This window comes from Flavobacterium sp. YO64, from assembly GCF_004119505.1.
In the GTDB taxonomy this organism is placed as follows: domain Bacteria; phylum Bacteroidota; class Bacteroidia; order Flavobacteriales; family Flavobacteriaceae; genus Flavobacterium; species Flavobacterium oncorhynchi.
Genome location: NZ_NRQV01000001.1, coordinates 1 through 14,430, shown reverse-complemented (window position 1 = coordinate 14,430; position 14,430 = coordinate 1). Strand labels below are relative to the sequence as shown.

The following is a 14,430-nucleotide window of genomic DNA, read 5'->3' as shown; positions in this document are numbered from 1 at the left end:
AAGCAACTAATGGCTAATACACTATTCAACGATTTTAATCCTATTTCATCCAAACAATGGAAACAAAAAATTCAGTTTGAATTAGATGGAGCTGATTATAACGAAACTATGATTTGGAATTCTCCCGAAGACATTCAGGTTAAACCTTTTTATCATCGTGACGAATTTGCAAAAGCTGCATCCGTTAAAACTCAAGCTTCAAATTTTCAAATCTGTCAAAATATCTTTGTACATGATATCGAAAAATCGATTAAACGTGCAATTGATACGATCGAAAGAGGTGCAGAAAGTCTTCGTTTTACAATTCAAAACGAAAATACTGATATTCAAAAATTATTAAAAAATCTTCCTTTAGAAAACAAAATCGTTTACTTCAATTTAAGTTTTCTCTCAATCGATTTCGTAAAATTATTAAACGTAATTTCTATTCAAAAAAAGGCAGTTTTTTATTGTAATTTAGACCCTGTCGGACAATTGGCCCGTGACGGAAATTGGTTTACTACTTCAGATAAAAATAATTTTGAAACGCTTGAAAAAATTTCAAACGAAACAAAAGATCTTTCATTGCTAAGTATTGACTCTGGTTTATATCAAAATGCCGGAGCAAATATTACGCAGCAAATTGCATATAGTTTAGCGCACGCAAATGAATATTTAAATCGTTTACCAAGTATTACAAAACCAATTGTTTTTCAAGTTTCTGTTGGAACAAATTATTTTTTTGAAATTGCGAAACTTCGAGCTTTACGAATGCTTTTTAAATTAATTGCAGCTGAATACGACTCTAATTTAGAATGTCATTTATTGGTTACGCCAACAAAACGAAATAAAACTATATACGATTATAATGTCAATATGCTTCGCACTACAACTGAATGTATGTCGGCAATTTTAGGCGGTGCGGATGCTGTTGCTAATTTACCTTATGATGCTCTATACCATAAAGACAATGAGTTTGGTGATAGAATTTCGAGAAACCAGCTTTTAGTTTTAAAGCATGAAAGTTATTTCGACAAAGTCGATAATCCAGCGGATGGAAGTTATTACATTGAAAGTTTAACCATGCAATTGGCAGAAAAGAGTTTGACTTTATTTAAAGATATTGAAGCCAATGGTGGTTTCTTAAAGCTTTTGAACGATGGAACTATCAAAAAGAAAATTCAGGAAAACGCTGCTAAAGAACAAGAATTATTTGATTCTAAAAAAGAAGTTTTGTTAGGAACTAATAAATATCCAAATAAAGAAGACAAAATGAAACATGACTTAGAGCTGTTTCCTTTTGTAAAAATCAAACCCAGAAAAACATTAATTACACCAATTATAGAAAAAAGATTAGCCGAAAAACTAGAGCAAGAAAGGCTTGAACAGGAATAATTTTTCTTTATCTGTAATTAATAAAACAATATAACAAAGCGTCTCCATGATAAGAAAAGACCTTAAACATATTAAGTTAAATGTTAAAAGTGAAAAGTTAGACGAACTGATACATAACTCAGACTCTTTAACGCACAATTTCACAACTGCTGAAGGCATTGAACTCAAAAAAAAATATTCTGAAAAAGACATAGAAGATTTAGAGTTTCTTGACTTTGGAGCTGGTTTTGCACCTAATTTGCGCGGACCATACGCTACGATGTACGTTCGTCGTCCGTGGACCATTCGTCAGTATGCTGGATTTTCGACTGCAGAAGAAAGTAATGCTTTTTATAGACGAAATCTTGCTGCAGGTCAAAAAGGACTTTCAATAGCTTTTGATCTACCTACTCATCGCGGTTACGATTCTGATCACGAAAGGGTTGTTGGAGATGTTGGAAAAGCTGGCGTTGCCATAGATTCTGTCGAAGACATGAAAGTATTATTCGACCAGATTCCGCTTGATGAAATGTCTGTTTCAATGACCATGAATGGTGCAGTTTTACCTATTATGGCATTTTACATTGTTGCTGCTGAAGAACAAGGCGTCGAACTTAATAAACTTTCTGGAACAATTCAGAACGACATTTTGAAGGAATTCATGGTGCGCAACACTTATATATATCCACCGGCGCCATCCATGAAAATTATTGCTGATATTTTTGAGTTTACGAGCAAAAAAATGCCAAAATTCAATTCTATCTCCATTTCTGGATACCATATGCAAGAAGCTGGAGCAACTGCCGATATTGAATTGGCCTATACTTTAGCAGACGGATTAGAATATATTCGAACTGGATTATCAACTGGAATGACGATTGACGAGTTTGCTCCTCGCCTTTCTTTCTTTTGGGCAATTGGAATGAATCATTTTATGGAAATTGCCAAAATGAGAGCCGGCCGAATGATTTGGGCAAAGCTTCTTCAACAGTTTAACCCGAAAAGCGACAAATCATTAGCATTAAGAACACATTGCCAAACGAGCGGATGGAGTTTAACGGAACAAGATCCTTTTAACAATGTTGCCAGAACTTGTATTGAAGCCACGGCGGCGGCTTTTGGAGGAACACAGTCTCTACATACCAACGCACTTGATGAAGCTATTGCATTACCTACCGATTTTTCGGCAAGAATTGCTCGCAATACGCAAATATATTTACAAGAAGAAACTAAAATAACTAAAACAGTTGATCCTTGGGGCGGAAGTTATTATGTAGAATCGCTTACAAATGAAATTCTAGAAAGTACTTGGAAACTGATTGAAGAAGTTGAAGAGCTTGGCGGAATGACAAAAGCGATTGAAGCTGGAATTCCAAAATTAAGAATTGAAGAAGCAGCCGCAAGAAAACAAGCTAGAATCGACAGCGGTCAAGACATAATTGTTGGCGTAAATAAATTTAGATTAGAGAAAGAAGATCCTCTTCATATCTTGGATGTTGACAACCAAATGGTTCGTAAACAGCAAATTGAACGACTTACAGAAATAAAAGAAAAAAGAGATTCACAAAAGGTAAATCAATCACTTGAAAAATTAACTCATTGCGCAAGAACCAAAGAAGGGAACTTATTAGAAATTGCTATTGAAGCTGCCCGAAATAGAGCAACTTTAGGCGAAATAAGTGATGCTCTTGAAAGTGTGTTTGGAAGGTTTAAAGCGCAAATTAAATCATTTAGCGGTGTGTATAGTGCAGCAATAAAAAATGACGAGAATTTCGAAAAAGCAAAACAGCTGGCTGATGCTTTTGCGAAGCAAGAAGGAAGACGCCCTAGAATTATGATTGCAAAAATGGGACAAGACGGTCATGATCGAGGTGCAAAGGTTGTTGCAACAGGTTATGCTGATGTGGGCTTTGATGTTGATATAGGGCCTTTGTTTCAAACTCCTGCTGAAGCAGCTAAACAAGCTGTCGAAAACGACGTTCACATATTAGGCGTTTCATCTCTTGCCGCAGGGCATAAAACATTGGTTCCGCAGGTTATTGAAGAACTTAAAAAACACGATCGTGAAGATATTATGGTAATTGTTGGCGGAGTAATTCCTGCACAAGATTATCAATTTTTGTTTGATGCTGGTGCGGCTGCGGTATTTGGCCCGGGTACTAAAATAAGTGAAGCTGCTATCAAAATTTTAGAAATATTGATTGACTAGATTAAAAAAAATATCCCGATTGCTCGGGATTTTTTTTTAATGTTAATCGTTTATTGTCGCATTACTGTCTGCTTCAATAAAAGAAAGATCATAACCACCAAAATCGCGCATGTAACTTTTTAATGAAGTTCCAAAAGCATCTCTAAAATGTCTATTGCCTTTATTTTTAAAAAAGTTCTTTACTGATCCAGCACCACCTAAATGCGCTGCCGCTAAAATACCTGACTCGGTAATTTGAATACCACTAACAACTTTTCCTTCATACTTTTCAATTTCATTACGCAAAATCCATTTGTTTTTAGATAGTAATGCTAGAAAAGCTTTTTCCTGTAAGGCAGGATCTTTTAGAAATTCTTTTTCATTGCTGACTCCGATAGCACGTAATGCTTTAGAACCAAATTGATATTTTCCCATATATCCTAGAGAATTTACCATTCGGTATTTTCCTTGAGACTCTTTAAAAGCAACTGCTTCTTTAAAACCAATAAGACGATTTCCTGTGTATGGGACGTTTAGACTAACTTTAGGATAATCATCCTTTTCTGTTGATGGAAATATGTACTCAGATCCATCTGTTTTTTCTGTTAAAAACCAAGGTTTGGTTTCCAAAGTAAAGGGTTTAAAACCCAAACTTAAAAATGTAATAATAACGATCAAACTCGCATAAAAATACCACTTCTTTATCATAAATTGTTTTTCTTCAAAACGCTGTCACCTTTTTGAAATTTCTACGCTGCAAAGATAACGAATATTAAACAATGCTATAAATCAGCACTTTACACGTTTTTAAGATTTTTAAAATTTAGTCTAAACCCTTTAATCACGCATTATTAGAGCTTATTTTTTTAAAATGAAGAAGGCTTAAAAAAGGGAAAAAACTAATTCAATAAAATGTCATTTTTATCAAATTTTTATCAAATTTGTTAAAATAAGGAGATTAAACCTACGATTTTATATGGTTTTTAACGTGAAAAAAAACTTCAATTATAAAAATCGAGAAAAAAAAACATAGAGAAAAAACAAACTTTTCGTCAGATAAATTCCAATTCATGAAATAAAAATTTTAAATCTAACCTTAAAGTTCTTTGCATTCACATTTTATTAAAATTGAATGTTAAATGCTTTTACTTTTCAAACTCAAAAAAAACTTTGAATTGGAAAATCAGCTATACTCAAAACATAAAAAAACCGAAGCAAAAACTTCGGTTTAATATCTTATATTTTATTTTAAAAAAGCGCTGCACTAATTTATCTGGTTACACCTTGACTTGCAATCCAGTCAGAATATTTTTTAGCATTCACATTATGTTCTGCTAAAGTTGAAGCAAATTCATGATAACCAAAACGATCTACACTTGCACAAAAATAGATATAATCGTTTTTCTCAGGATTCAAAACAGCTTCTAATGCCGTTATATCAGCCATTGCAATAGGTCCTGGAGGAAGTCCTGTATTTACATAAGTATTGTAAGGTGATTTCATAACCAAGTCATTATAAAAAACTCTTTTTATTACTTGATCAAAATTGTTATCTCGCAGTTTTAAAGCATAAATAACTGTAGGGTCTGCTTGTAATGGCATATCTAAACGTAATCTGTTTAAATAAACGCCGGCAATACGCGGACGCTCATCTTTTTTAACTGATTCTTTATGAACTATAGATGCTAAAATAGATACCTGAACTGGCGTTAAACCTTGTTTTTTAGCTTGCTCAATTCTTTCAGGAGTCCAAAAATTATGATATTCTTTTATCATTTTATCTCGGAACTTTTCTGCAGATGTATTCCAGTATACTTCGTATGTATTTGGAATAAACATAGCAAAAACATTATCCTCGTTAAATCCGTTTGCTGCTAGAAAAGTAGAGTCTTTAAATGCTTTCATTAAAGACAAACTATCTGCTTCGATTTCAGAACCAACTCTTCCAGCAAAATTCTCTAAACGCTCTTGATTATTAAAAGCCAATTTTACAGGAACATTTGAACGCATAGCACGAACTAAATCAATATTGTTCATGTCTTTTTTAAGAAGAAAACGTCCAGATTTTACATTTTCTGGATAACTTCTTTTGTTTGCCACCATTTCAAAATTTTCAAAATTCTTGATATAGGGTTCTAATATCTTTTTTACATCAGTATAGTTTGCGCCAGTTGGAACGTAAACATAAACCTCTTTTTCCTGAAATTTTGTATTGGCGCTGAATATTTGGCTAATTAATATAAAACCGTAAACTATTAAAACAGAAATTACGGCTACAGCAGTTATTGTGATGATTTTCTTTAGATTCAAAGCTATAAATTTAAATGTTCTTTGTTAATTAATTGAAAAATTGCTTCGTCATGATAGTGGTTATTCAGCAAAATCCAATCTTTTTTAATTCCAATTTTCTCAAAACCAAATTTAGTAAAAAGAGCTATACTTGCGGCATTGCTTGTACTAATATTTGCATAAAGCTGATGCAGATTCAAATTAAAAAAAGAATAATTAATCAACAGTTCTAATGCCTCAGAACCAATGTTTTTACTCCGATTTTCATTTTTTTGAATCACAATCCCTACTCCTGCTCTATTATTTTTTGGATCAAAATCAAATATATCGATCAAACCAATTGCTGGAAAATCTTCATCCTGACAAATAGCAAGACGCAATTGCTTTGCTTCATAAATATCTTGCTGAGCATTCTCGAGATACTGGCGAATTAAAAAACGACTATATGGTGTATGGGTGTTACTGACTTCCCAAATACTTTGATCATTTTCCATCGCAAATACAAACTCTAAATCATTAGGCTCTAATGCACGCAGATAGATTGTATCTCCTTTGAGTGTAATCATTGATTTAATTTTAGATCTCGATTGTTCCTTTAAAAACAAATTTTGCTGGTCCAGTTAAAAAAACATTTGTAAAATGTTCTCCTAGTTTATCAAAAGAAACATTTAGTTTTCCGCCTTCAACATTTAGATCTATCGAAGTTTTATCAGTCTGACCAATTGCATTCATTGCAATTGCAACTGCCGTGGCTCCAGTTCCACAGGCCAAAGTTTCATCTTCAACTCCTCTTTCATAGGTACGAAGTGAAAAAGTTTGATCATCAACTTTTTTCACAAAATTAATATTACTTCCTTTTTCTCCATACAATTCTCCATAACGAATGGCTGCTCCGTTTTCTTTCACATTATAATGTTCTAAATCATCAACTAACTGAACATGATGCGGCGATCCTGTATTTAAAAAAGTATAAGAATCGTTTTTTTTCACTTCGTCAACATCAATCATTTGCAATGAAACAATTTCATCGTTATTTACTGATGCATGGTGCAAACCGTCTGTTGCTATAAAGGTTGTTTTATTATCGATTACACCCAGCTGATTTGCAAAAGCTACTAGGCAGCGTCCTCCATTTCCACACATTGAACTTTGGTTTCCATCAGAATTATAATAAACCATTCTGAAGTCAGTTTCTTGGTCATTTTCTAGCAGAATAAGACCGTCAGCTCCAATACCAAAACGTCTGTCACATAGGCGTTCAATCAATTTTACATCTTCTTTTGGGAAAAAATTTGTACGATTATCAATCATGACAAAATCATTGCCAGTTCCTTGATATTTATAGAATTCTATTTGCATTTTTTAGTCATTAAGTAATACAAAAGTACGAACTAATAATTAATGAAATGTTAATCATTGTTAAAGAGAGTTAAACCACTTTACAAAATATTTTTTTGCTTTATTTTTACATTAAATAACTTAAACAAAATTGTAATTATGAAAAGATTTTCATCCTTATTTTTAGTATCACTTTTCAGTGGCGCTATTACCCTTGGAGCTTACAAGTTATTATTTGAGAGTAACAATTCTCTTTTTGGAAAAGGAAACTCTGTTGTTACACTTGCGCCCAACTCATTCGGAAAAAATGTCGCTCTCTCTGCTGAAACTGTAGATTTTACAGAAGCTGCGGACAAAACAATTCATACTGTTGTTCACGTTAAAAATGTCAGCAGGCGAACTGTGAGTAATCCTATGCTTGAATTTTTCTATGGTTATGGAGGACAGCAGCAACAGGAACAAGTAGGAACTGGATCTGGTGTTATTATTTCTGAAGACGGCTATATTGTAACAAACAATCACGTTATTAAAGATGCTACAGAAATTGAAATAACATTAAACAATAAAAAGTCTTATAAAGCAAAACTTGTTGGCACGGATTCTAAGATGGATATAGCGCTTTTAAAAATTAATGCTGATGAAAAATTACCCTACACACCTTTTGCAAACTCTGACAGCGTAAAAGTTGGTGAATGGGTTTTGGCAGTAGGAAATCCTTATAATTTAACTTCGACTGTAACTGCAGGAATTGTTTCGGCTAAAGCTAGAAATCTAGATCAAAGCGGTATTCAATCCTTTATTCAAACAGATGCTGCCGTGAATCCAGGAAACAGCGGCGGGGCATTGGTAAACACAAGAGGTGAATTAATTGGAATTAACACTATGATTTCATCTACAACAGGATCGTATGTAGGATATTCATTTGCAGTTCCTTCTAATATTGCTCGAAAAATTATTGAGGATATAATGGAGTTTGGAAATGTTCAAAGAGGAATTTTAGGCGTTGAAGGCGGAGAACTGAATAGTGCTGTGTCTAAAGAATTAGGAGTTACTGAAACTCAAGGTTTTTATATAAGTAAGGTTTCTAAAAATTCTGGAGCAGAAAAAGCTGGTCTTGGCAAAGGCGATATTATTGTAAAACTTGATGAACAAAATATTTCAACTTATGCAGATCTTTCTGGTTACATTAATACTAAACGTCCAAATGATGTTATTAAAGTTACCTATATTAAAGAAGGAAAAACTAAAACCGTTCCGGTTACTTTAAGTAAAAATGAATTTTTTAGTACTGAATATAAAGGAATGGAGCTAGAAAATATTGATGCTTCTGACAAAAAGAAATTCAGAATTGATTATGGTGTAAAAATCAAAAATATTACAAACGAGAATTTAATGCAGTACCAAAACGAGCTGCAGGGTAATATCATTTTAAGTATAGACAATGTAAAAGCAACAAATGTTGAAACTGTTTCTAAACTTTTGAGTAAAAAAGACGAAGGACAGAGTTCCCGCATTGAAATGATAAACAGAAATGGTGAAATTTTTAGAATCATAATCTAAATCTCTGTTTACAAAATAACATTGCTAAAAGCCATCTTAAATAATTAAGATGGCTTTTTTTTATTTAATGAAAAGAAAAAGCCTTTATATTAATTTCAAAAATAAATGCTAAAATAGTTTACGAAATCGATTGAAATGGATACTTTTGCGCAAAATTTTAAAATAGTGAGCATTTTATTTTTTTAATTTAATCAATTATGAGCAAAAAATCTTTGTACCAAAAAGAGGTATCATTACAGGTCGACCGAAGAAGAGCTGGTGTCGAATTAATCAAAGTAATAAGTGATTTATGGTACGACAAATCCATTGAAATGGTTTTATTCAAAAACCAATTACTGGATAAAAATGTCAGTGACATTATCAATCTTCATCAATATGCAGGTGAATTTGTAGGTAAGCCAATTACAATTTTTGATTCGGTAGAAATCGCAAAAGTTGTTTTATCATTAGATCTTCCGCCTGCAAAAATAGATCTTGGTAAACTTACCTACGAGTATCGTTTAGAAGATGAAAAATATCCTGATGCAAGATATTTTGTTATCGAAAAATTAAAAAAGGCTAAATCATCAAAAGAAATTCAGCCAAAAGATGTTGTTCTATACGGCTTTGGAAGAATCGGACGTTTATTGGCGAGAGAATTAATGTCTAAAACTGGAAAAGGAAACCAATTGCGCTTAAGAGCAATTGTTACTCGAGATAAAAATGATGCATCAAGTTTAGAAAAAAGAGCTTCTTTACTTCGTTATGATTCAATTCACGGAGACTTTCAAGGTTCAGTAATTGCCGATCCAAAAAATAATGCCTTAATCATTAATGGAACTACTGTTCATATTATTACAGCAAATTCTCCTGAAGAAATTGATTATACTCAATACGGAATAAATGATGCTTTAGTAATTGATAATACAGGAGCATTCACAACTGAGGAAGCTTTAAAAAGACATTTAACTTCTAATGGAGCAAATAAAGTATTACTGACTGCACCAGGAAAAGGAGTACCAAATATAGTACATGGTGTAAACCATAATGAGTATAATCCAGATGAAAACGATATTTTTTCAGCTGCTTCATGCACTACAAATGCCATCACACCAATTCTAAAAGTTATTGAGGAAACATTAGGTGTAGTAAAAGGTCACTTAGAGACTATTCATGCATATACAAATGATCAAAATTTAGTTGATAATATGCATCGAAAATATCGCCGCGGCAGAGCTGCTGCTCTAAACATGGTAATTACCGAAACTGGTGCAGGAAGTGCCGTTGCAAAAGCTTTACCATCTCTAGAAGGAAAGTTAACTTCAAATGCTATTCGAGTTCCTGTTCCTAATGGATCACTTGTAGTTTTGAATCTAGAGGTAAAAAAAGCCACTTCAATTGCTGCGATTAATAAAATTATGAAGAAATATGCACTTGAAGGAGAATTGGTAGAGCAAATAAAATATTCTTTAAATAATGAATTGGTTTCATCAGATATTGTTGGAACTTCTGCCCCTTCAATATATGATAGTAACGCAACTATTGTATCAAAAGATGGTAAAAATATCGTATTATATATCTGGTACGACAACGAATACGGCTATAGTCATCAGGTAATACGTCTTGCAAAATATATAGCAAAAGTAAGACGATTTACTTACTATTAACAGAAACCTAACCAAAACCAAATTACCTAAAAACCATCAAGGAGACTTGATGGTTTTTTATTTTTAAACGGGTAAAACTGTAGTACTTTTAACTTCAGAAATAACAAAAACAGTATTTATAAGGGATACTTCCGGCAAGATAGAAAGTTTTTTTTGATGAAAATGATGATAGCTTTCCATATCTGGAATTATAATCTTTAGCATATAATCAAAATTTCCAGATACATAATTGCACTCCACCACTTCTGGCAGATTCAAAATTGATTGATTAAAACCTTCAGAGGTATCATAGGTCTGTTTAGTGAGTGTTACTTGGCAATAAACAGTCAAATTATTCCCAAGTTTTTTCTTATCCAAAATGGTCACATATTTCTCTATAATTCCATCTTTTTCAAGTCGTTTCACTCGATCATGAACAGGAGTTAAAGACAAATTTATTTTGTTTGCAATATCTTTTAAAGTGTAATGTGCATCTACTTGTAAAAGACGTAAGATTTTTTTGTCTATTTCATCTAAAGCCATAACGAAAACGTTGTATTAAAATTTATGAAATTTAGTTTTTTTTTCTCTTTGAAGATTTAATCTATCACTTAAAAAGAATAATTTTCTGTAAAATTAAAAAATAAAATAATATTTTCTTATTTATTACCCCATAAACCATAATTTATTCTCTATCTGTAGATTTGTAAAACAATTTCAATAAAAACAAAAAAATATAACAAAATGATAATAGGAGTTCCAAAAGAAATAAAAAACAATGAAAATCGTGTAGCATTAACTCCAGCAGGAGTTTCTGAAATGAAAAAACACGGGCATGTTGTTTATGTTCAATCTACTGCTGGTTTAGGTAGTGGTTTTAGTGATGATGAATATGCACAGGCAGGAGCAGTAGTTTTACCAACAATTGAAGAAGTATACGCTATTGCTGAAATGATTATTAAAGTAAAAGAACCAATTGCATCAGAATATCCATTAATCAAGAAAGATCAACTATTATTTACTTATTTCCACTTTGCTTCGTCAGAACCATTAACTCATGCAATGATTGAAAAAGGTGCAGTATGTTTAGCTTACGAAACAGTTGAAAAAACAGATCGCAGTCTGCCATTATTAGTACCAATGTCTGAAGTTGCAGGTCGTATGGCAATTCAACAAGGTGCAAAATATCTAGAAAAACCATTAAAAGGAAGAGGAATTCTTTTAGGAGGTGTTCCAGGTGTTCCACCAGCTAAAGTATTAGTTTTAGGAGGAGGAATTGTAGGAACTCAAGCTGCAAAAATGGCTGCTGGATTAGGAGCTCAAGTAACAATTATGGATTTAAGCCTACCTCGCTTACGTCAATTAGACGATATTATGCCTGCAAATGTAAATACCGAAATGTCTAACCATTATAACATTACAAGAGCAATTAAAGATGCAGATCTAGTTGTTGGAGCTGTTTTAATTCCGGGAGCAAAAGCGCCTCACTTAATTACTCGTGATATGCTAAAATTAATGCGTCCAGGAGCTGTTGTAGTAGACGTTGCGGTTGACCAAGGAGGTTGTATTGAAACTTGTACTCCAACAACACACGAAAACCCAACTTTTATTATTGATGATATTGTTCACTATTGTGTAGCTAATATGCCAGGAGCTGTTCCTTATACATCTACTTTAGCTTTAACTAATGCTACTTTACCTTATGCTGTACAATTAGCAAATAAAGGATGGGAAAAAGCTTGCGCTGAGAGTGAAGAATTGAAAAAAGGTTTAAATATAGCTAACGGAAAAATCCTTTATAAAGGAGTTGCTGAAGCATGGAATCTTCCGTATAATGAAGAATTAGTATTGGCAAACGCATAGTACCAATATTAAATAAGTGCTTACTAAGCAATAAAGTAAAAGGCTTTTCGTAATGAAAAGCCTTTTTTTTATGTTAAAAAAAACCTGCTCTTTAAGGAGCAGGCCATAATTTTTATTATTTTTTAATAGTTACTTATTTCTTTTCATCTAAAACTTCCTGCAAAACCTTTGCCTCAGTTCCGTTCGGGAAAGTAACTTTAATTTTTTGTGCAATTGTTGGAGCTATTTCAGTTATTGCTTTTTTATCATAAGATTCACCTTTTTTAATATGCCATCCGTAAAAAATAGCTGGTACATGGGTATCATAGCTGTAGATAGTACCATGAGAAGTTCCTGTAGTAGAATATTCAATATCTCCAGGTTTATCAACAATTACTAAATCTCCATTTTGAGTAACATCGTAACCTTTAGCAACAAAATTTAATGAATAGTCATTTCCACCATTTGCTAAAATTTCCTCTTCTGTATAAACCTTTTTCACTTGTGGTTGAGAAATCAAGAACTCTTTAAAAGCTTGCTTAACTTTAGCCAATTCTAAACGTTTATCTTTTATGATTTGTCTATTAAAAAAAACATTAAAATTTGAGTAATTTAAAATCAAATCAACACCAAAAGTTTTTGTTGAAAAATCTTGTAAGCTTTTCTTAACTTGCTTAGAAGGGTAATTATCTACATTATACTTACGATCCTTTAAATAAATTACATTTTCTGCTCCTGCATGATCAGCTGTTAAAAAAAGCAAATAATTTCCTTTTCCCACTGTCTTATCCAAATAAGCTAAAAAGTCAGCAATAGTTTGATCTAATCTCAAATAAGTATCTTGAAGTTCCATTGATCTAGGCCCAAGTAAATGCCCAACATAATCAGTAGATGAAAAACTAACAGTTAAAAAATCTGTTATATTATCCTTTCCAAGTTCTTCTTTTTCTATTGCTCTTTTAGCAAATTCAGCTAAAAGATCGTTCCCGTACGGAGTTGCACGGATAACTCCTGCATCGTTCTTCTCATACATTGATTTTAAATCATATGGAAAAACGGGAGCTGCACTTCCATAAAGTTTCCCTTCATAAGGATTATTATCTGGAAGACTCTCATTATACACTGAAGCAGGTTTATACAAATCCCAGCCTTTATTAATGTATTTTAAGTAGTTTTTTTCATTATTAAATTCAGAAACCCATTCTGGCAATTTCTCTCCATAAAAAGTACTAGAAATAAAAGATCCTGTCTTACTATACCAAAATGCCCAATTGGCAAAATGCCCAGCTGGCAAAATTGCACCACGATCTTTAAGACTCATTCCAATTACTTTTCCATTAAAATTGGTTGCCATTCTAACTTCATCAGTAATCGTAGTACTTTGAAGATTCTTAGGAGACATCGCTCCTTCGTCAGCAGTTCCATCACCAACAGTTTTTACATCTGCATCATCTGTACAATACATTTCTTTTCCAAGAGTCCTACTGAACCATTCGTTACCAACAATACCATGTGTAGCAGGAGTTGTACCAGTATAAATGGAAGCGTGTCCAGGTGCAGTATAAGTTGGCATATAATTATAATGCATATTTTGAAAAACATATCCATTATTCATTAATTTTTTAAAACCATTTGGGGAAAAATCATCAGAAAATCGATATAAATATTCCATTTTCATTTGATCAACTACTATACCTACAACTAATTTGGGACGTTGTTGTGCACTTAGATTTGTAATAACAAAAAGTGTCAACAGTAAAATACTTTTCTTCATGTTTAAATAAATAATTTAAAGACAAAAATACTCATTCAAATCCAAAAATTCTAAAGTATTAATACCTAAGACTAAACAAATAATCATAATTTAACAAAATTAAACTACAAACTTTTATTGAAGTAAAGAAATTCTCATTTAAAAACTCTGTTTTCTAAAATAAATAATATTATAAAGTAAGCTAGCAACCTAAAATCCAAAACATTAATAAAACAAAAAAATCCTCATCAAATACATGATGAGGATTCTTAAAAGAAAGGCGACGACATACTCTCCCACAAAATTGCAGTACCATCTGCGCAGGCGGGCTTAACTACTCTGTTCGGGATGGGAAGAGGTGAGCCCCGCCGCAATAACCACCTTAAGGTTTTTAGTCTAAAGTCTAAGGTCTTAAAGTTTAAAAGTCTTTTGACTTTATGACTTTAATCTTTCGACTTAAAGACTGCTCTGCGTCGAGCAAA

General features: G+C 32.6%; 11 protein-coding genes and 1 rRNA gene. 5 read left to right on the top strand and 7 right to left on the bottom strand.

Features of this window, described 5'->3' with window-relative positions; translation table 11 throughout:
• The first annotated feature begins 9 nt into the window (after window positions 1-9).
• Both BOW57_RS00060 and scpA read left to right on the top strand, forming a co-directional pair.
• A complete protein-coding gene (locus BOW57_RS00060; protein WP_129052605.1) occupies window positions 10-1,374 on the top strand; it encodes a methylmalonyl-CoA mutase subunit beta in 1,365 nt (454 codons plus the stop codon).
• Between the two features lie 46 nt (window positions 1,375-1,420).
• A complete protein-coding gene (scpA, locus tag BOW57_RS00055) occupies window positions 1,421-3,562 on the top strand; it encodes a methylmalonyl-CoA mutase (protein ID WP_129052604.1) in 2,142 nt (713 codons plus the stop codon).
• 42 nt (window positions 3,563-3,604) lie between these two features.
• Here scpA and BOW57_RS00050 read toward each other — a convergent pair whose 3' ends face one another.
• From BOW57_RS00050 to dapF, 4 genes are all read right to left on the bottom strand, one after another.
• Window positions 3,605-4,249 (bottom strand): peptidoglycan-binding protein LysM, encoded by a 645-nt coding sequence (locus tag BOW57_RS00050; protein ID WP_129052603.1) that lies wholly within the window; start codon window positions 4,247-4,249, stop codon window positions 3,605-3,607.
• Window positions 4,250-4,810: 561 nt separating this feature from the next.
• Entirely contained in the window at window positions 4,811-5,851 is a 1,041-nt protein-coding gene (gene mltG, locus BOW57_RS00045; RefSeq protein ID WP_089052862.1) for an endolytic transglycosylase MltG, read from the bottom strand.
• A 2-nt stretch (window positions 5,852-5,853) separates the two neighbouring features.
• Entirely contained in the window at window positions 5,854-6,396 is a 543-nt protein-coding gene (locus BOW57_RS00040) for a GNAT family N-acetyltransferase (RefSeq protein WP_129052602.1), read from the bottom strand.
• A 10-nt stretch (window positions 6,397-6,406) separates the two neighbouring features.
• Window positions 6,407-7,189, bottom strand: a complete 783-nt coding sequence (dapF, locus tag BOW57_RS00035) for a diaminopimelate epimerase (RefSeq protein WP_129052601.1) — start codon at window positions 7,187-7,189, stop codon at window positions 6,407-6,409.
• Between the two features lie 138 nt (window positions 7,190-7,327).
• Here dapF and BOW57_RS00030 point away from each other — a divergent pair, with 138 nt between their 5' ends.
• Window positions 7,328-8,728 (top strand): trypsin-like peptidase domain-containing protein, encoded by a 1,401-nt coding sequence (locus BOW57_RS00030; RefSeq protein ID WP_129052600.1) that lies wholly within the window; start codon window positions 7,328-7,330, stop codon window positions 8,726-8,728.
• A gap of 197 nt (window positions 8,729-8,925) precedes the next feature.
• On the top strand, window positions 8,926-10,374 hold the full coding sequence (locus tag BOW57_RS00025; RefSeq protein ID WP_089052858.1) for a glyceraldehyde-3-phosphate dehydrogenase: 1,449 nt from the start codon (window positions 8,926-8,928) through the stop codon (window positions 10,372-10,374).
• A gap of 63 nt (window positions 10,375-10,437) precedes the next feature.
• Here the strand turns inward: BOW57_RS00025 and BOW57_RS00020 are convergent, their stop codons facing one another.
• A complete protein-coding gene (locus BOW57_RS00020) occupies window positions 10,438-10,896 on the bottom strand; it encodes an Lrp/AsnC family transcriptional regulator (RefSeq protein ID WP_089052857.1) in 459 nt (152 codons plus the stop codon).
• Between the two features lie 201 nt (window positions 10,897-11,097).
• On the opposite strand from BOW57_RS00020, the gene ald reads away from it, so the two are divergent.
• Window positions 11,098-12,216 carry an alanine dehydrogenase gene (gene ald, locus BOW57_RS00015; RefSeq protein WP_089052856.1) on the top strand — a complete coding sequence of 373 codons (1,119 nt, stop codon included), beginning with the start codon at window positions 11,098-11,100 and terminating at the stop codon, window positions 12,214-12,216.
• A 133-nt stretch (window positions 12,217-12,349) separates the two neighbouring features.
• Here ald and pafA read toward each other — a convergent pair whose 3' ends face one another.
• Together pafA and rrf are read right to left on the bottom strand one after the other, a co-directional pair.
• A complete protein-coding gene (gene pafA, locus BOW57_RS00010) occupies window positions 12,350-13,969 on the bottom strand; it encodes an alkaline phosphatase PafA (protein ID WP_089052855.1) in 1,620 nt (539 codons plus the stop codon).
• Window positions 13,970-14,223: 254 nt separating this feature from the next.
• Window positions 14,224-14,333 (bottom strand): 5S ribosomal RNA (rrf, locus tag BOW57_RS00005).
• Window positions 14,334-14,430: the final 97 nt, after the last annotated feature.